General features: G+C 61.4%; 16 protein-coding genes. 9 read left to right on the forward strand and 7 right to left on the reverse strand.

What is annotated here, in order from left to right; all coding sequences use genetic code 11:
- Window position 1: 1 nt before the first annotated feature.
- Window positions 2-1,576 (reverse strand): Re/Si-specific NAD(P)(+) transhydrogenase subunit alpha, encoded by a 1,575-nt coding sequence (locus BLS57_RS04090; RefSeq protein ID WP_093739481.1) that lies wholly within the window; start codon window positions 1,574-1,576, stop codon window positions 2-4.
- Window positions 1,577-1,842: 266 nt separating this feature from the next.
- A complete protein-coding gene (locus BLS57_RS04095) occupies window positions 1,843-2,559 on the reverse strand; it encodes a hypothetical protein (protein WP_093739483.1) in 717 nt (238 codons plus the stop codon).
- Window positions 2,560-2,793: 234 nt separating this feature from the next.
- Between BLS57_RS04095 and BLS57_RS04100 the strand changes: the two genes are divergently transcribed.
- On the forward strand, window positions 2,794-3,546 hold the full coding sequence (locus tag BLS57_RS04100; RefSeq protein WP_093739485.1) for an SDR family NAD(P)-dependent oxidoreductase: 753 nt from the start codon (window positions 2,794-2,796) through the stop codon (window positions 3,544-3,546).
- 42 nt (window positions 3,547-3,588) lie between these two features.
- Window positions 3,589-4,152, forward strand: a complete 564-nt coding sequence (locus BLS57_RS04105) for an REP-associated tyrosine transposase (protein WP_208597512.1) — start codon at window positions 3,589-3,591, stop codon at window positions 4,150-4,152.
- 108 nt (window positions 4,153-4,260) lie between these two features.
- Here BLS57_RS04105 and BLS57_RS04110 read toward each other — a convergent pair whose 3' ends face one another.
- From BLS57_RS04110 to BLS57_RS04120, 3 genes are all read right to left on the reverse strand, one after another.
- A complete protein-coding gene (locus BLS57_RS04110; RefSeq protein WP_093739487.1) occupies window positions 4,261-5,043 on the reverse strand; it encodes a gamma-glutamyl-gamma-aminobutyrate hydrolase family protein in 783 nt (260 codons plus the stop codon).
- Window positions 5,044-5,101: 58 nt separating this feature from the next.
- Window positions 5,102-7,270, reverse strand: coding sequence for a malate synthase G (locus BLS57_RS04115; protein WP_093739489.1), 2,169 nt, complete (start codon window positions 7,268-7,270; stop codon window positions 5,102-5,104).
- Between the two features lie 94 nt (window positions 7,271-7,364).
- A complete protein-coding gene (locus tag BLS57_RS04120) occupies window positions 7,365-7,595 on the reverse strand; it encodes a hypothetical protein (RefSeq protein WP_093739491.1) in 231 nt (76 codons plus the stop codon).
- A gap of 103 nt (window positions 7,596-7,698) precedes the next feature.
- Here BLS57_RS04120 and pepN point away from each other — a divergent pair, with 103 nt between their 5' ends.
- On the forward strand, window positions 7,699-10,257 hold the full coding sequence (gene pepN / locus BLS57_RS04125) for an aminopeptidase N (protein ID WP_093739493.1): 2,559 nt from the start codon (window positions 7,699-7,701) through the stop codon (window positions 10,255-10,257).
- A gap of 9 nt (window positions 10,258-10,266) precedes the next feature.
- Complete coding sequence (locus BLS57_RS04130; RefSeq protein ID WP_093739495.1) at window positions 10,267-10,704, forward strand: hypothetical protein; 438 nt, start codon at window positions 10,267-10,269, stop codon at window positions 10,702-10,704.
- A gap of 3 nt (window positions 10,705-10,707) precedes the next feature.
- Here BLS57_RS04130 and BLS57_RS04135 read toward each other — a convergent pair whose 3' ends face one another.
- On the reverse strand, window positions 10,708-11,496 hold the full coding sequence (locus tag BLS57_RS04135) for a transglycosylase SLT domain-containing protein (protein WP_244153591.1): 789 nt from the start codon (window positions 11,494-11,496) through the stop codon (window positions 10,708-10,710).
- Window positions 11,497-11,694: 198 nt separating this feature from the next.
- On the opposite strand from BLS57_RS04135, the gene BLS57_RS04140 reads away from it, so the two are divergent.
- The 4 genes from BLS57_RS04140 to BLS57_RS04155 all read left to right on the forward strand — a co-directional run bounded on the left by BLS57_RS04140 (window position 11,695) and on the right by BLS57_RS04155 (window position 15,553).
- Window positions 11,695-12,966 carry a hypothetical protein gene (locus tag BLS57_RS04140; RefSeq protein WP_093739497.1) on the forward strand — a complete coding sequence of 424 codons (1,272 nt, stop codon included), beginning with the start codon at window positions 11,695-11,697 and terminating at the stop codon, window positions 12,964-12,966.
- A 71-nt stretch (window positions 12,967-13,037) separates the two neighbouring features.
- On the forward strand, window positions 13,038-14,552 hold the full coding sequence (gatB, locus tag BLS57_RS04145) for an Asp-tRNA(Asn)/Glu-tRNA(Gln) amidotransferase subunit GatB (protein WP_093739499.1): 1,515 nt from the start codon (window positions 13,038-13,040) through the stop codon (window positions 14,550-14,552).
- A 32-nt stretch (window positions 14,553-14,584) separates the two neighbouring features.
- On the forward strand, window positions 14,585-15,028 hold the full coding sequence (locus BLS57_RS04150) for a thioesterase family protein (protein ID WP_093740296.1): 444 nt from the start codon (window positions 14,585-14,587) through the stop codon (window positions 15,026-15,028).
- A gap of 42 nt (window positions 15,029-15,070) precedes the next feature.
- On the forward strand, window positions 15,071-15,553 hold the full coding sequence (locus BLS57_RS04155) for a DUF4177 domain-containing protein (protein ID WP_208597513.1): 483 nt from the start codon (window positions 15,071-15,073) through the stop codon (window positions 15,551-15,553).
- Window positions 15,554-15,562: 9 nt separating this feature from the next.
- Here BLS57_RS04155 and BLS57_RS04160 read toward each other — a convergent pair whose 3' ends face one another.
- Complete coding sequence (locus BLS57_RS04160) at window positions 15,563-15,820, reverse strand: BolA family protein (RefSeq protein WP_093739501.1); 258 nt, start codon at window positions 15,818-15,820, stop codon at window positions 15,563-15,565.
- Window positions 15,821-15,897: 77 nt separating this feature from the next.
- Here BLS57_RS04160 and BLS57_RS04165 point away from each other — a divergent pair, with 77 nt between their 5' ends.
- The gene (locus BLS57_RS04165; protein ID WP_093739503.1) at window positions 15,898-16,524 is read left to right on the forward strand and encodes a J domain-containing protein; all 627 of its coding nucleotides are present in this window, start codon (window positions 15,898-15,900) and stop codon (window positions 16,522-16,524) included.
- Window positions 16,525-16,558: the final 34 nt, after the last annotated feature.

A 16,558-nucleotide genomic window follows, 5' to 3' on the forward strand; every position in this document is an offset into this window, starting at 1 on the left:
TTCAGGATTTCTGGAACATGGCGAGCATGCGCCGTGTCACGAGGAAGCCACCGAAAATGTTGATCCCGCACATGAAGACCGACAGAGCAGCAAGAATAATCACCAGTGCCGAGCCTGAGCCGATCTGCATCAGCGCGCCCAGAATAATGATCGAGGAGATCGCGTTGGTCACCGCCATCAACGGCGTGTGCAGGCTGTGTGCCACGCCCCAGATGACTTGGAAACCAACAAAGACCGCCAGAACGAAGACGATGAAGTGCTGCATAAAGCTCGCAGGTGCCACAAGGCCAACCCCCAAGAGCAAGGCAGCGCCCACGGCCAAAAGCGTGACTTGGTTCTTGGTCTGCGCTTTGAACGCCGCCAATTCGTCGGCGCGCTTCTCTTCTGGGGTCTTTTCCTTGACCTTTTCCTTCTTTGGCGCCGCCGCAATGGCCGCAACCTTGGGCGGTGGCGGCGGGAATGTCACGGCCTTTTCATGGGTGATGGTTGCACCGCGGATCACGTCATCTTCCATATCGTGGTCGATGACACCGTCTTTATTCGGCGTCAGATCCGTCATCAGATGGCGGATGTTGGTGGAATAGAGCGTCGAGGCCTGTGTCGCCATGCGCGAGGGGAAATCAGTGTAACCGATGATGGTGACACCGTTCTCGGTGACGACCTTCTCGTCCATCTTGGTCAGCTTGCAGTTGCCGCCCTTTTCCGCCGCGAGGTCAATGATGACAGAGCCCGGCTTCATCGCCGCGACCATGTCTTCGGTCCAAAGCTCTGGCGCTTCGCGGTTGGGGATCAGCGCCGTGGTGATGACGATGTCCACATCGGGGGCCAGTTCGCGGAACTTGGCCAGCTGTGCTTCGCGGAATTCTGGCGAGGAAACAGAGGCATAGCCGCCCGAGGCGGAGCCGTCTTGCTGTTCTTCTTCAAAATCGAGATAGACAAACTCAGCGCCCATCGATTCGACCTGTTCGGCCACTTCGGGCCGCACGTCAAAGGCGAGCGTGATCGCCCCGAGCGAGGTCGAGGTGCCGATCGCGGCAAGACCCGCAACGCCCGCCCCCACGACCAGCACTTTCGCTGGCGGCACTTTGCCCGCCGCGGTGATCTGACCGGTGAAGAAACGACCAAAGTTGTTGCCCGCCTCGATCACGGCACGGTAGCCCGCGATGTTCGCCATGGACGACAGCGCGTCCATCTTCTGGGCGCGGCTGATGCGCGGCACCATGTCCATCGCCATGACGGTCGCGCCCTTGGCGGCGGCGGCCTCCATTAACTCGGTATTGCCAGCAGGGTTGAACATGGAGATCAGCGTCTGCCCGGAACGCAGGCGCTTGACCTCGTCCTCGGACGGCGGACGCACCTTGGCGACCACGTCGGCGGCCTTCCACAGCGCAGCAGTGGTCTTGGCCACTTCGACGCCTGCGGCTTCATAGGCAGCGTCGTCGAATCCAGCCGCCGCGCCGGCGCCGGTCTCAATGATGCATGTATGCCCGAGTTTCTGCAGTTGCAGCGCGCTCTCCGGCGTCATTGCGACCCGGTTCTCGCCTTCGAAAATTTCTTTCGGTGTCCCGATCTTCAAACCAAGAATCCCCCTCTGTTGGCCCATTGCGCCCTCGTGACGCAACTTTGTTAGTCAGAGCGATAGCGCGCGCGCAGCAATAGTACAAGCAAGCCGAGGCGTGAAAGGGTGCAAAATTGCTGCACTGCCACATTGATGGGGCAGTTTGCCGCATTCTGAGAGGAAGATGGAACAGGCGTTTTGCCGGGCAGGCTAGCGGGATCGGGAACGGCATGGCCCGAAGGCCATGCCGAGGAACTTAAACCAGCAGACAGCTGGCTTGCCTATCAGAGGCCGGGAACCAAACGGGAAAGGTTTCTGACGTCAAAGGTCGCACCGCGGGCTGCACCGAAGTTAATGGTACCGCCCAGCCCGACAAAAGGATCAGAGATGTTGCCGGCAGCGCCTTCTGCCTTGGCCGACCCGACTTCGACAAACAGGTTAGTGCTTTGAGCGACATCACGGTCAAGACGCACCGCCACGCGCGATACTTCGACCCCGCTGGAATCAACGCGGTCATAAGAGCCCGTCAGGCCCATGTCATTGGCCAGTTCGTGGCGCGCTTTGAAACCAAGCATGTTGCCTTCGGTATCCATTACCTCACCCTGCGCGATATAGCCTTCGAAGTTCCAGCCGTTCGCCTCATGGCCAACTTCGAGGCCATAGATATCCAGATCGAATCCTTCGATATCTTCTTCGGTGTAGAAGGCACCAAAGGACGTCGCTTCATCTAGATGGTAGATGCCGTGCAAGCCAAGGCTGTGGGTATTCACACCGGAGACGCCAAAATCGCTGTAACCTGTGTCAATTTGCAAACCCAAATTGCGGGTAAAACCGAACTCCACAGAGCCTTCGAGACCAAGCCGGGTGAGGTCTGTGTCTTCTGTAAAGGCCGAATACGACAGGCCGACCGAGCCGCCGGTGACTTCGACAGCCTGAGCCGCCGTCGCGCCGAAGGCGAGCGCTGCGGTGAGCGTCAGGGCGGGGAGTTGCGAGAAATTCATGATACTGCTCCAATAAAAACAGGGCCCTGTTATCAGGTTACCCGCTGCAACCTGTGAGGGAATGCCGGGAGGGTCGCAAGGGCGGTTTTCTGCGGCGCCCCGTGCAGTGTCCCAAGCGCCACAGCCTAGCGCCCCGCCACCGACCCGCGCCCTCGATTTGACGCCCCGTCACAGCAGCAAAGCTATTGTACTAAGCCCCCTTCCCCGCCACGCTACCCGCAAATGGGAGGCATCATGACACTAGAGAACAAACACGCGTTTATCACCGGCGGTGGCACTGGCATCGGGCTCGCTATGGCACAGGATCTGGCGAGCAAAGGCGCAAAGGTCACGATCACCGGGCGGCGGCAGGAGGTGCTCGACGCGGTGTCCGGCAACGGGATAACCGGCATGGCGATGGACGTGCGCGACGAGGCGCAGGTGGTCGATACGATCGCACGTGCGGTAGAGGCCAGCGGCCCGGTTCAGATTTGCATTGCGAACGCCGGGGTGGCCGAAGGCCGGTCGCTGCATAAGACCGACCTCGACTTCTGGCGTGACATGATGGCCACGAACCTGGACGGCGCCTTTCTGACGATCCGTGAGAGCCTTAAGTCCATGCGTCAGACCGACTGGGGCCGGGTGATCGCCGTGTCGTCCATGGCCGGGCTGCGCGGGCTGCCGGGGGCGGCGTGCTATTCGGCGTCCAAACACGGGATGATCGGCCTGATCCGGTCGCTGAGCGAGGATTACATGGGCCAGCCCTTTACCTTCAATGCGCTCTGCCCCGGCTACGTCGACACCGACATCATCGCGCGCAACACCGAGACCATCGCGAAACGCGCGGGTCTTTCCGAAGACAAGGCCCGCGACGTGATGGTCAACGCCAACCGCCACAAACGCCTGATCGCCCCCTCCGAAGTCGCGGCGGCCGCAGCGTGGCTCGTGGGCGAAGGCTCGGAAAGCGTGAACGGGCAGTGTATCGAGATCGCGGGCGGGCAGATGTAGCGGCGTTAAGCGCTTCTTAACCAAGCTCGGCGACACTGGGGCATGGCACGTTTTAGACGGCATCATGGCCCCGGCGGCACCTACTTCTTTACCATACGCTTAGCGCGTCGGGGTGACGATATGTTGCTGCGGCGGATTTCATTGCTTCGACAAGCGATGCGCGAGACTTTGGCCCGAAAGCCCTTTCACATCGAAGCGATCGCAGTCCTGCCCGATGTCATCCATACGATCTGGACACTGCCGGAGGGCGATGGCGACTATGCGAACCGGATTGGAATGTGGAAAGCACGGTTCTCGAAACATCTGCCGCCCCCGCCGCACCGCAGTTTGCAGCAGATCAAACGCGGTGAGAAAGGCATCTGGCGACCGCGGTTTTGGGAACACAGGATACGAGATACGGCCGATTTTGAGCGGCATCGCGATTTGGTGTATCTGAGCCCGGTTCATGCCGGTCTTTGCGAGCGGCCGGAAGATTGGCCCTTTAGCTCGCTGCACCGTGACCGGGCGCGGGTGATTGAGCCTGACTTCGAAGTTCTAGAAAACGACCCGGCGCCCCCGGCCTTCCAGCGAATAACACACACTCTGCCGGAAAGGCTGCATAGTTAAGCGCGGCAGTTGGCGTGCGGGCTCCGCAAGCAATGGTCGTAACGGATCAGCCTCGGAAAGGGCCCACGGCGATAACAGCCGAAGGTGATCGCCGTTCAGGCGGCCCCGTTACTGCGCCGCCGTCATCACCGGCAGCGCCGATCCATCCGCCGCCCAAGCCCGCACCGCGGCACCGAAATGCTCAAACAGCGGGCGCGAGACCGGATCGTTTGCCGCGTTCCACTCCGGATGCCACTGCACCGCCAACGTAAAGCCGGGCGCATCGGCGATATAGATCGCCTCGGGCGTGCCGTCATCCGCATGGCCGTCAATCACCACACGCGGACCGGGTTCTTTGATCCCCTGCCCGTGCAGCGTATTGGTACGCACCTTTGACGCGCCCATCACTCGATGAAAGACGCCGCCTTCGGTAAAACTCACATCATGGCGCAGCTCGAATTTCTCTTCGATGGTGCCATCGGGGGGCATGCGATGGTTCATCCGGCCCGGCAACTCGCGGATCTCTGGGTAGAGGGAGCCACCCATGGCAACATTGACTTCCTGAAAGCCACGGCAAAGCCCAAGGAACGGCTGCCCCCGCGCGACGCAGGCACGCACCAGCGCCAAGGCCACGGCATCGCGCGCCCGGTCAAAAGCGCCATGCGCCTCAGTTTCGGGCTCGCCGTATTCTTCGGGGTGAACATTGGGCCGCCCGCCGGTGAGCAGAAAGCCGTCGCAGACCTCAAGCAGTTCATCAACCGCGACAAAACGCGGATCGCTCGGCACGATCAGCGGCACGCAATCGGCGACCTCGGCGATGGCTTCGGTATTCATCTGGCCGCCCGCATGGACGGGGTAGCTATCGTTCAGCAGGTAGGAATTGCCGATAATGCCAACAACGGGTCGGGCCATGTGATACCTCTCTTTCACGATGGCCCGAACATAGGTGCTGTTTGGCTCGGGCTCAACCTTAGCCCTGCCCCGCCTGCGCTTTCAGCTCCAACCGGCGCTGATGCAACACAGGTTCGGTATAGCCCGATGGCTGTTCGCGCCCCTTGAGCACCAGATCGCAAGCCGCCTGAAAGGCCACCCCGTCAAAGCCCGGCGCCATTGGCGTGTAGGTCGGATCATCGGCATTCTGACGGTCCACCACAGCTGCCATTTTTTTAAGCGCCGCTCCGACTTCTTCGCGGCTGATGACCCCGTGGTGCAGCCAGTTGGCCAAGGCCTGCGCCGAAATGCGGCAAGTGGCGCGGTCTTCCATGAGACCCACATCATTAATGTCGGGCACTTTGGAGCAGCCAACCCCCTGATCCACCCAGCGGACGACATAGCCCAGAATGCCCTGTGCGTTGTTCTCGATCTCGCGGGTGATCTCCTCATGGCTGAGGTTGCGGCCTTCCATCACCGGGATGGTCAGCAGCGCATCGAGCGTGCCCCGCGCGCCGCCTGCTTTGATCTTTTCCTGACGCGCCAGGACATCAACCTTGTGGTAATGGGTCGCGTGAAGCGTGGCCGCTGTAGGCGACGGCACCCATGCGCAGTTGGCGCCGGATTGGGGATGGCCGATTTTGGCCTCCAGCATTTCTGCCATCCGGTCGGGCATGGCCCACATGCCCTTCCCGATCTGGGCCTTGCCCTGCAGCCCGCAGGCGAGACCAATGTCGACATTGCGGTCCTCGTAGGCGGCGATCCATGCGCTGTTCTTCATCTCGCCCTTGGGCACCATTGGCCCGGCTTCCATGCTGGTGTGGATCTCATCGCCCGTGCGGTCGAGGAAGCCAGTGTTGATAAAGGCGACCCGGTGTTTCGCGGCGCGGATACATTCCATGAGGTTCGCGCTGGTGCGGCGTTCCTCATCCATAATGCCAAGCTTTACGGTGTATTGTGGCAGGCCGAGTACTTTCTCGACATGGCTGAAAATTTCATCCGCAAAAGCCACTTCCTCCGGCCCGTGCATTTTGGGTTTCACAACGTAAACACTGCCGGTAACCGAATTGCCGCCTTCGCGCTGCAGGTCGTGCATGGCAATCAGTGTCGTGACCATCGCATCCATCAACCCTTCGCCAATCTCCTGCCCTTCGCGGTCAAGCACGGCGGGGTTGGTCATCAAGTGACCCACGTTGCGCACCAGCATCAGCGAGCGGCCCTTTAGCGTCACTTCGCCTCCGTCGGGCGCAGTATAGGTCCGGTCCTCCGCCATGCGCCGGGTGACCGTCTTGCCACCCTTTTCAAAGGTCTCGGACAGGTCGCCCTTCATCAGGCCGAGCCAGTTGCCATAGGCCAGCACTTTGTCCTCGGCATCCACCGCAGCGACGCTGTCTTCGCAATCCATTATGGTTGAGAGCGCGGATTCCATGACCACGTCTGCAACCTTGGCAGGATCGTCTTTGCCAATCGCGTGGTCCGGATCGATCTTGATCTCGATATGCAGCCCGTTGTTGCGCAGCAGGATCGCATCGGGCGCCTCTGCCGCGCCGCGGTAGCCTGCGAATTGAGCGGGCTCAGCCAACCCGCAAGGCGCCGCGTCTTCCGCCAAAACCCCTGTAAGTTGCCCGTCCTCGACGCGGTAGCCTGCCAGGTCCGCATGGCTGCCAGCGGTCAATGGGGCCACCTCGTCCAAAAATGCCTTCGCGCGCACAACAACCTTTGCGCCACGTTCGGGGTCATAGCCCTTTCCGCCCGGCAGATCACCCAGCGCGTCGGTGCCGTAGAATGCGTCATAGAGGCTGCCCCAGCGCGCGTTAGCAGCATTCAGGGCAAAGCGCGCATTGGTGATCGGAACCACAAGTTGCGGCCCGGGCACTTGCGCGATCTCAGGGTCCACGTTCTGCGTCTCGATCTCAAAAGCGGGCCCTTCGGGGAGGAGATAACCAATTTCGCGCAAGAAGGCCGTATAGGCTTTTGCGTCATGGGGTTGCCCAGCGCGGCTGCGGTGCCAGTCGTCAATCTGGCCCTGTAGATCAGCACGTTTTTCCAAAAGCGCACGGTTGCGCGGGCCGAATTCATGCACCAGTTGCGAGAAACCAGACCAGAAAGCATCGGCTTCAACACCGGTTCCGGGCAGCGCTTGGGTCTCAATGAACTCAGCCAAACGCTGGTCTACCTGCAAGCCATCTTTGTCAATTCTGCCCGTCATACTCCACCCTCTTCCCATCTGTTGGTTCCTATAGGAAACTGTCTAGCAGAAAGCCTTAACCGTGCAAGCGGAGGGGATGTGAAGGTGTTTTCTCTTACTGTTGAAGATCAGGCGGCGCGGAGGCCGGCGCCTGCGAGAGGTCTTGCCCGGCGGAGGCTTCGGCCGCGGCTGCATTCTCTGGCGTCGGATCTGTCGCTTGCAATACCGCATAGACGATGGCGGCAATCATCATCAAAGCCCCGACAATAATAGCTGTCTTTATCCCCCGGATCGCATGGCGATGACGCTTCTTTTGCGTTTCTGTGTCGGTATCGGGGGCAGACATAAAGGCACCTCGTTTAGCGGAGAATGGGCCAGTGCGGCTTGCAGCGCGCCCTGTGGAGACCTAACTTCCCACCAACCCAAACGTTCCCCCCTCAGGAGGCCCAATGCGCGACGCGACGCCCCAGACGATCTATCTCAGCGACTATCAGCCCTTTGGCTATCTGGTGGATGAGGTGGCGCTCACCTTTGACCTTGATCCCCATAAGACGCGCGTGAAAAGCCGCATCTCTTTTCGTCGCAATCCAGAGGCAGAAGATGGTGAGTTCTTTCTGCATGGAGAGGGGCTCAAGCTGATCTCAGCTCAGATCGACGGCAAGCCGGTGACGCCTAAGGTGACTGCCTCTGGCCTGACCTGCGATGTGCCCGACACCCCCTTCTTTTGGGAAGCCGAGGTCGAGATTGACCCTAAGGGCAACACCGCGCTTGAGGGTCTCTATATGTCGAACGGCATGTATTGCACCCAATGCGAGGCCGAAGGCTTTCGCAAGATCACCTATTACCCGGACCGTCCCGACGTAATGAGTGTCTTCACCGTCACCATTAACGGCCCGCATCCGGTGCTCTTGTCGAACGGCAACCCCGTAGCGCAAGGCCAGAACCACGCCGAATGGCACGACCCATGGCCCAAGCCCGCCTATCTCTTTGCGCTGGTGGCGGGCGATCTCATCGCCCATTCGGATCGCTTCACCACCATGTCGGGCCGCGAGGTCGACCTGAACCTCTATGTCCGCCCCGGCGATGAAGGCAAATGTGCCTTTGGCATGGAAGCGCTGAAAGCGTCGATGAAATGGGATGAGGACGTCTACGGTCGGGAGTATGATCTCGACCTGTTCAATATTGTCGCCGTCGATGACTTCAATATGGGCGCGATGGAGAACAAGGGGCTGAATATCTTCAACTCCGCCGCCGTGCTGGCTTCGCCCGAGACCTCAACCGACGACAACTTCGAGCGTATCGAGGCGATCATCGCCCATGAATATTTCCACAACTGGACCGGCAACCGCATCACCTGCCGCGACTGGTTCCAACTGTGTCTCAAGGAAGGGCTGACCGTCTACCGCGACAGTCAGTTCACCTCGGACATGCGCTCGGCCCCCGTCAAACGCATCGGCGATGTGATCGACCTGCGCAGCCGCCAGTTTGCCGAGGATCAAGGCCCGCTCGCACACCCGGTGCGCCCGGAAAGTTTCCAAGAGATTAACAACTTCTACACTGCGACCGTCTATGAGAAGGGTGCTGAGGTCATCGGCATGCTCAAGACGCTGGTAGGCGATGAGGCCTATAGCAAAGCGCTCGACCTCTATTTCGAGCGTCATGACGGCGATGCGGCGACGATTGAGGATTGGTTAAAGGTCTTTGAGGAAACTACAGGCCGCGATCTGACCCAGTTCAAGCGCTGGTACAGCCAAGCTGGCACACCGCGGGTGGATGTGACCGAGGCGTGGGACGCGGGCAAAGGTATGCTAACCCTCACCTTCGCTCAGCACACCCCGCCCAGCACCGCGACACCCAAGCCTGCACCACAGGTGCTGCCAATTGCGGTCGGGCTGATCGGACCCGATGGAAGCGAGGTCGCCCCCACACGGGTGTTGGAAGTAACGGAAGCCGAGCAGAGCTTCACGTTCGATGGGTTGGACGAACGCCCCGTTGCCTCAGTCCTGCGCGGGTTTTCAGCCCCGGTGGTGCTGAAGCATGACCTTAGCAAAGACGAACGCCTGCACTTGCTTGCCCATGACAGCGACGCTTTCAATCGCTGGGAAGCCGGTCGCACCTTGGCGCGGCAATCGCTGCTCAGCACGATCCTCCACGGCAGCGCACCGGATGCCGATTGGCTCGACGCGCTGCAGGTGGTGCTAAGTGATGAGACGCTGGAACCAGCCTACCGCGCGCTGATGCTTGGCCTGCCGGGCCATGCCGATCTGGCAAGCACGCTGCATGATACCGGTGAGACACCTGACCCCGCAGCGATACACCGCGCGGTCGAAAGCACCCGCGATGCTATGGCCGCCCGCTTTGCCGAAGTGCTAGGCGACCTCTACACCCGCCACACGGTCGACGCGCCCTACCGTCCTGATGCCGAGCAATCGGGCAAACGCGCGCTGACCAATGCGGCTATGTCGCTCCTCACACGGGTCCAAGGTGCAGACCGCGCGCAGGCGCAGTTCGACGGTGCCGACAATATGACCCAGCAACTTAGCGCTTTGGCTGCGTTGGTGCGGTCGGGCCAGGGCGACAAGGCTTTGGCAGACTTTGAAGCCCAGTGGCGCAATGACCGTTTGGTGATGGACAAATGGTTCGGGCTGCAGGTCTCTCAGGCCAAGCCCGACGAGGCCGCCGCGGTTGCGCAGCGTTTGACCGAACATGCGGACTTTAATTGGAAAAATCCCAACCGTTTCCGCGCGGTCTTTGGCAGCCTTGCCATGCATCACGCAGGCTTCCACCATGAGAGCGGCAAAGGCTACAAGCTTCTGGCCGACTGGCTTATCAAACTCGACCCGGTGAACCCGCAAACCACCGCGCGGCTTTGTTCCGCCTTCCAGACATGGCGGCGTTACGATGTGGATCGGCAAAAGAAGATTGAAGTCGAACTGGACCGCATCCTCGCCACACCGGGGCTGAGCCGCGACACGACGGAAATGCTCAGCCGCATCCGCGAGGCCTAAGCGCAGCGCGTGGCAGAGCCAGTCTTCCGCTACCGTCGTCAAGCCCGTAGCCGCGCCGCGCTGCTATTGCTGCCCATCATCTGGGCGGCACTGGTGGCGGCGTGGTTCTGGCTGGAGGCGTCGGGCTGGTTGATGGGGCTTCTGGCCCTCTTCACCCTGCCCGCGCTTTACGAGCTCATCACCGATCCGGCCAGCGGCTTAGACCTTGATAAAACGACTTTAAGTTGGTTCACCGGAAGCCGGAATGCTGAAGTAGCGCTGGACCGGGTGGACCATATCCGCTTCGACACGCGGCTGGACATGTCCGTCCGCGTCACGGTCGTCCTCAACACAGGTCGCAAGGTGAAACTGCCCTATGAGGCAACACCCCCGCACCGTGCTTTCGAAGCCGCGTTGTCCAAACGCGGCATCGCCACGCAGCGGCATCACTTCACGCTGATCCAGTAAGGTTTAGGGCCGCGCCCGCGGGCGGGTATCGCTCAGCGGTTTGCAATAGGACTGTCGGCGCAGCCAGCTTGCCATGTCCTTGCGCTTGGAAGCGCTGCGCATCGGCCCCCAATCGGCCCCCACGCCCCGCTTGCCATTCCCGGCGATCACCCCGTCACGCGGCACGGTCGTTGCCATAATCCGCACAGCGCAGCTCAGGTTCGCGGCACCGTTTTTCAACGCATCGCCACTGCCTACATTGCATTTATAGCCTCGCGCTGTGCCGGGCAGGATTTGCAACAACCCGTACCAGCGCCCGCCGCCCCCCACGGCCCAAGACCGATAGGTGCTCTCATGTTTCGCCAGCGTAGACAAAAAGCCAACCCAAAACGCCCGGCGCTGCGCGTCTGACGCGTCTGGATAGGCCGGGCACCATGTCTCCACATCACCCGGCACCATATCGACCAAGGGTTTGCCATGGGATTTTAACGCCGAGATCGCGGCCCGCGTCCAAAGCGAATGGCCGCGCATATGCTGCCACCGGGTGCGCGGCAGGTTTCCGGCGCGCGCAGGCGGTCGCAGGGTGGTGGTAAAGGGCGCAGTTTCCAGCGCAGGTGGGGTTTCGTCCGTCTTTACGCCCTCGGGGAAGGACAGAGCCGCCGACGCTTGCTGCACACTTTCCCGCGTCTTTGGCCGCACCTCGGGCACTGCGGTGGCGACGACCTCCTCTCCAGCGGTGGGCTGCTTCGGAAGCTCTGCCATAGCAAAGGAGGGCGCGACGGAGAGGACAAGGGCAATAAGTGCAGGTTTCATGGCGGCATAAGAGCGCCCTGCGCGGGGCTTGGCAAGCCACGCGGGCGGCAGCCGTCGGCAAGTTTCCTCCGACCAAACGCCCCGCGTCCACCCGCGCTACAGAAATTTCCCGAAACCTCCGCAGGTGCGACATGGTTCCGCCCCATTACACCGGCAAACCTAAGCCAACGAATGACAGGCAAGTAGGACCGGATCCGAATGAAACTTCTCTCTACGCTTATCCCGTCCACCTTGCAGGGGCTTTTGTCCAAGCCGCAGCCGGAAGGTGAGGTCGATGAGCCGCTGGAAATGCCGATCCTCCGCCGCCGCCCCCGGGCCAACGATCTGGTGCGCATCGCCTGCCCTGACCCCACCCGCGAAGACCTCATCCGTGACCGTCACCAGCACCGCGCCCAATGGCTGGTGCGCCAAGAACGCTGGGAAGAAATGGCCGCAGCCCTGCACGACGCCGATCAATCCCGTGAGATGACCCCCGGCGCGATGCCGGTGGCAGAGCTCATGGCCTTCGGCGCACGGGCTGATGTGATTCTCGCCGCCGAACACGCGCTCTTTGACGGCAAGCCCGCCCGCGACGCGCCGATGATGGACGGGATCGAGGCGCTGGAGCATGTGCTGGAAGAACACGCCGGCAACGCGATGATCGCCTGCGTCGTTGCCCAGACCCATATCGACATCGGTTGGGCGTGGCGCGGCACGGGCACCGAAGGCGAGGTCCCCAACCGCAACCGCAGCGCCTTTGCCGCGCATTTCGACAGGGCGCGGGATATCCTCGCGCCTTATGAACAGGACACAACCGGCTCGGCTCTGCTCGCCGCGACCCGTTGTGCCTTGCTCGGGGGAACAGGGGCCGAACCCCGCGCCGTGGCGGATCGCTACGAGCGGCTAATCGACCTGAACCCCGCCAACCCGCGCCCCATGCGGGCCATGGGCCACCACCTGCTGCCGCGGTGGCATGGCTCCTATGCCCAGCTTGAACTTGAGGCCCGTCGCACTGCAGCGCGGACCGAAGAGACATGGGGCGCGGGCGGCTATACTTGGGTGCAATTCGACGCGATCACCTGCGACGCACAGGCCTGTGCCAACCTTGACGTGCCATTCTTTATCGAAGGGCTGCGCGACATCCTCGCCCACCGCCCTGACCCGCATACCGCCAACCTGCTCGCCGCCTATTGCGCCAGCGCTATTGGCCAAGCCCCCAGCGACGATGCTGCCAGCGAGGTCCGCGCCGAGATCGCCGATTGCGCCCGCTGGATCGTGCGCGACCATATGACCGAGTTGCACCCAATGCTCTGGGCCCATGCCGCCCGCGGCTTTGACAACAACCTGCGAGTCCGCTCCCCCAGCCGCTTTGCCGCCGCGGGCCGGGCCGACGCCATGCGCATTATCACCGGGCTGTTCCAGCGCGAGATCGAAGCGGGCAAACGGGTCATCTTTACCGAAGGACGCCGCCAGATCACCCTGCCCGGCTAACCCTGCCTCTTGAAGCGCGGCAGACGCTCCAGTATGCACGGCCAAGTTCCAATTGACCGAAGGCGGCCGCGATGCTTGATCTGAGTTACGACACCCCGAAACCGCGCGTGATTGCCGGTGCCAAACATGACTGGGAACTGGTCATCGGGATGGAGGTGCACGCGCAGGTCGCGTCGAACGCCAAGCTGTTCTCCGGCGCATCCACCCAGTTCGGCGCGGAGCCCAACAGCAACGTCGCCTTCGTCGATGCCGCGATGCCGGGGATGCTGCCGGTGATCAACGAATACTGCGTCGAGCAAGCGGTGCGCACCGGGCTGGGCCTCAAGGCCGAGATCAACCTGAAGTCCGCCTTTGACCGCAAGAATTACTTTTACCCCGATCTGCCGCAGGGCTATCAGATCAGCCAGCTTTATGAGCCCATCGTAGGCGAAGGCGAAGTGCTGGTCGAACTTGGCGACGGCACCGCCCGTCTGGTGCGGATCGAGCGTATCCACATGGAGCAGGACGCGGGCAAATCGATCCACGACATGGACCCGAACATGTCCTTTGTGGACCTGAACCGCACGGGCGTCTGCCTGATGGAGATCGTCTCGCGCCCGGACATTCGCGGGCCTGAAGAGGCGGCGGCTTACTTGAGCAAACTGCGCCAGATCCTGCGCTACTTGGGCACCTGTAATGGCGACATGCAGTCGGGCGCGATGCGTGCCGACGTGAACGTGTCGATCTGCCGTGTCGGCCAGTATGAAAAATATGAAGAAACGCAGGACTTCTCGCACTTAGGCACCCGCTGCGAGATCAAGAACATGAACTCCATGCGCTTCATCCAGCAAGCCATTGAAGTCGAAGCCAAACGTCAGATCGCGATTGTTGAGGCGGGTGGCGAAGTCGTGCAGGAAACGCGGCTTTTCGACCCCGACAAGCAAGAGACCCGCTCCATGCGCTCCAAGGAAGAAGCGCATGACTACCGCTATTTCCCCGACCCCGATCTGCTGCCGTTGGAGATCGAGCAGGCTTGGGTCGATGAGATCGCCGCCAATCTACCGGAACTGCCCGATCAGAAAAAAGCGCGCTTTATCGGGGACTTCGGTCTGTCTGACTATGACGCAAGCGTCCTGACCGCCGACCTCGACAGCGCGGGCTATTTCGAAGCCGTAGCGCAGGGCCGCGATGGCAAAATGGCCGCCAACTGGGTGATCAACGAACTCTTTGGTCGTCTGAAGAAAGACGACAAGAGTATCACCGACAGCCCGGTCAGCCCGGCGCAACTGGGGGCTATTGTCGATCTGATCGCCTCGGACGCCATTTCTGGCAAGATTGCCAAGGAAGTCTTTGAAATCACCTATACAACCGGCCGCGACCCGGCTGAGATTGTCGAGACCGAGGGTCTGAAACAGGTGACCGACACCGGCGCGATTGAAACCGCCGTGGACGAGATCATCGCCGCCAACCCCGATCAGGTCGCCAAGGCCCAGCAGAACCCCAAGCTTGCGGGCTGGTTCGTGGGTCAGGTGATGAAGGCGACGGGCGGCAAGGCCAACCCCAAAGCCGTCAATGAAATCGTCTCGCGCAAGCTTGCTCAACAGTGAGCGAACAGGCCGCCCTCTTCCGCTCCAGCGAGATGAAAGTCCGCCCCGAGTGGATTGATTTCAATGGTCATTTAAACATGGCCTATTACAACGTCCTGTTCGATCAGGGCGTTGACGAAGCCTATGCGCAGCTTGGCTTCGGCCCCGACTACCAGCGCGGCGGTTGCACCACCTATGTGGCCGAATTCCACGTCTGCTACCTGCGCGAGTTGCATGAGGGCGACAGCGTCTACACCACGTTCCAACTGCTCGACTACGATGAAAAGCGTTTTCACTGCTTTCAGCAACTTTGGCACGTCGACGGCTGGCTTGCTGCCACTGGCGAAGGGCTGACGCTGCATGTGGACCAGTCCGGCCCCCGCGTGGCCCCGATGCCCGAGGCCATTCTGGCCAAGCTAGAGCAGATGCACCGCGCCCATGCTACCCTGCCCAAACCCGAACAAGCCGGACGCAAAATCGGCATCCGCCGCACATAAACCCGACACCCCGGCCCCCGCGCCGTTCCCAATGAGGTCCCCATGCGTTTTGAGTATAAGATCGTTCCCGCGCCCACCAAAAGCCTGAAAAACAAGGATCTTAAGTCTTCTGAAGACCGCTTTGCTTTTACCATTGAGGCGCTGCTGAACGGGATGGCCGCCGAGGGCTGGGAATATCAGCGCGCCGAAACGCTGCCCTCGTTGGAGCGTGCGGGCCTGACCTCGACCACGACGGAATGGCGCAATGTTTTGGTTTTTCGTAAAATGGTTGCTGAAAACGCCGCGACGCCAAGTGACAGTCAGTTGACCGCGACCGCCCAGACGACGCCTGACCTGCCCGCTGGCGCTGCCGCCGTGACCGAACCTGCGCTGCGCGCCGATGCGCCGGCCTCCATCGTCCCGGACGAAGAAGAGGCCGAAGACCATGGCAAGCCACCCGCCTTCCTCGGCACCTCTGTTGCGGATGATGCGGACGCGCCCTCTGCTACAGACGCCGACGAAAACGACGATAAGCCAAAGACTTAAGCGGCGCTCTTAAACATCCAGATCAAGGGCGAGCGCGTGGATGCGCCCCATCAGATCGGCCCCTAGGGCACTGTGCACCGCACGGTGCCGTGCCAGCCGGTTCTGCCCCTTGAAACGGTCCGAGCGGATGCGCACGTTAAAGTGGCTTTCGCCCCCTTCCTGAAACCCGGCATGACCGCGATGGCTTTCGCTGTCATCCACCACCTCCAGTTCACGCGGCGCAAAAGCGGCTTCCAGCCGATCCGAAATCTCTTGTGTTGTGGACATGTTTTTACCCCCGGCCCCCTTCAATCCTGCGACGCAGGGTATATGGTGACCGGCCTGAGTCGGAAAGGTCTATCCACATGCCAAAAGCTGATCCCTTCGGATTCGACATGTCCGTGTCGTCGTCCAAAAAGAAAAACCCCCGCGGCCGCCGTGGGATGTCGGGGGCATCGGAAACCTCGACCCGCGTCTGTGACCATGAGGGCTGCGAGGAAGCGGGCAAGTTCCGCGCGCCGAAAGCGCCTGACGTGCTGGACGATTACTTCTGGTTCTGCCAGCAGCACGTCCGCGAATATAACTCCAAGTGGAGTTTCTTTGACGGCACCACCGAGGCCGAATTGAACGCGCAGATGTCCAAGGACAAGGTCTGGGAGCGCAGCACCAAGCCGCTGGGCGACCCCGAGCAGCGTGCATGGGCCCGTCTGGGCATCGAAGACCCGCATCAGGTGCTGGGCAAGAACGCCACCCAGAACCCCGGTAAGGGCCAGCAAGCGGGCCGCCGCCTGCCCCCGACCGAGCGCCGTGCGATTGAAATTCTGGAAGCCAAGGACACGTGGACCAAGCCTGAGGTGCGCAAAGCCTATAAGGCGCTGATTAAGGTGCTGCACCCCGACATGAACGGCGGCGACCGCAGCCAGGAAGAGCAGTTGCAGCTCGTCGTTTGGGCTTGGGACCAGATCAAAGGCAGCCGCAACTTCAAGGACTGACGCGCGCGCCAGACCAGCGGGCGCGTGCGGATAA

Source organism: Sulfitobacter delicatus (assembly GCF_900102535.1).
GTDB lineage: Bacteria > Pseudomonadota > Alphaproteobacteria > Rhodobacterales > Rhodobacteraceae > Sulfitobacter > Sulfitobacter delicatus.

Bases quoted from the DNA above. Each gene is read 5' to 3' on its own strand.
- BLS57_RS04095 (WP_093739483.1), bottom strand. From the start codon at position 2,559: ATGAATTTCTCGCAACTCCCCGCCCTGACGCTCACCGCAGCGCTCGCC.
- BLS57_RS04100 (WP_093739485.1), top strand. From the start codon at position 2,794: ATGACACTAGAGAACAAACACGCGTTTATCACCGGCGGTGGCACTGGC.
- BLS57_RS04105 (WP_208597512.1), top strand. From the start codon at position 3,589: ATGGCACGTTTTAGACGGCATCATGGCCCCGGCGGCACCTACTTCTTT.
- BLS57_RS04110 (WP_093739487.1), bottom strand. From the start codon at position 5,043: ATGGCCCGACCCGTTGTTGGCATTATCGGCAATTCCTACCTGCTGAAC.
- BLS57_RS04115 (WP_093739489.1), bottom strand. From the start codon at position 7,270: ATGACGGGCAGAATTGACAAAGATGGCTTGCAGGTAGACCAGCGTTTG.
- BLS57_RS04120 (WP_093739491.1), bottom strand. From the start codon at position 7,595: ATGTCTGCCCCCGATACCGACACAGAAACGCAAAAGAAGCGTCATCGC.
- pepN (WP_093739493.1), top strand. From the start codon at position 7,699: ATGCGCGACGCGACGCCCCAGACGATCTATCTCAGCGACTATCAGCCC.
- BLS57_RS04135 (WP_244153591.1), bottom strand. From the start codon at position 11,496: ATGAAACCTGCACTTATTGCCCTTGTCCTCTCCGTCGCGCCCTCCTTT.
- BLS57_RS04140 (WP_093739497.1), top strand. From the start codon at position 11,695: ATGAAACTTCTCTCTACGCTTATCCCGTCCACCTTGCAGGGGCTTTTG.
- gatB (WP_093739499.1), top strand. From the start codon at position 13,038: ATGCTTGATCTGAGTTACGACACCCCGAAACCGCGCGTGATTGCCGGT.
- BLS57_RS04150 (WP_093740296.1), top strand. From the start codon at position 14,585: ATGAAAGTCCGCCCCGAGTGGATTGATTTCAATGGTCATTTAAACATG.
- BLS57_RS04155 (WP_208597513.1), top strand. From the start codon at position 15,071: ATGCGTTTTGAGTATAAGATCGTTCCCGCGCCCACCAAAAGCCTGAAA.
- BLS57_RS04160 (WP_093739501.1), bottom strand. From the start codon at position 15,820: ATGTCCACAACACAAGAGATTTCGGATCGGCTGGAAGCCGCTTTTGCG.
- BLS57_RS04165 (WP_093739503.1), top strand. From the start codon at position 15,898: ATGCCAAAAGCTGATCCCTTCGGATTCGACATGTCCGTGTCGTCGTCC.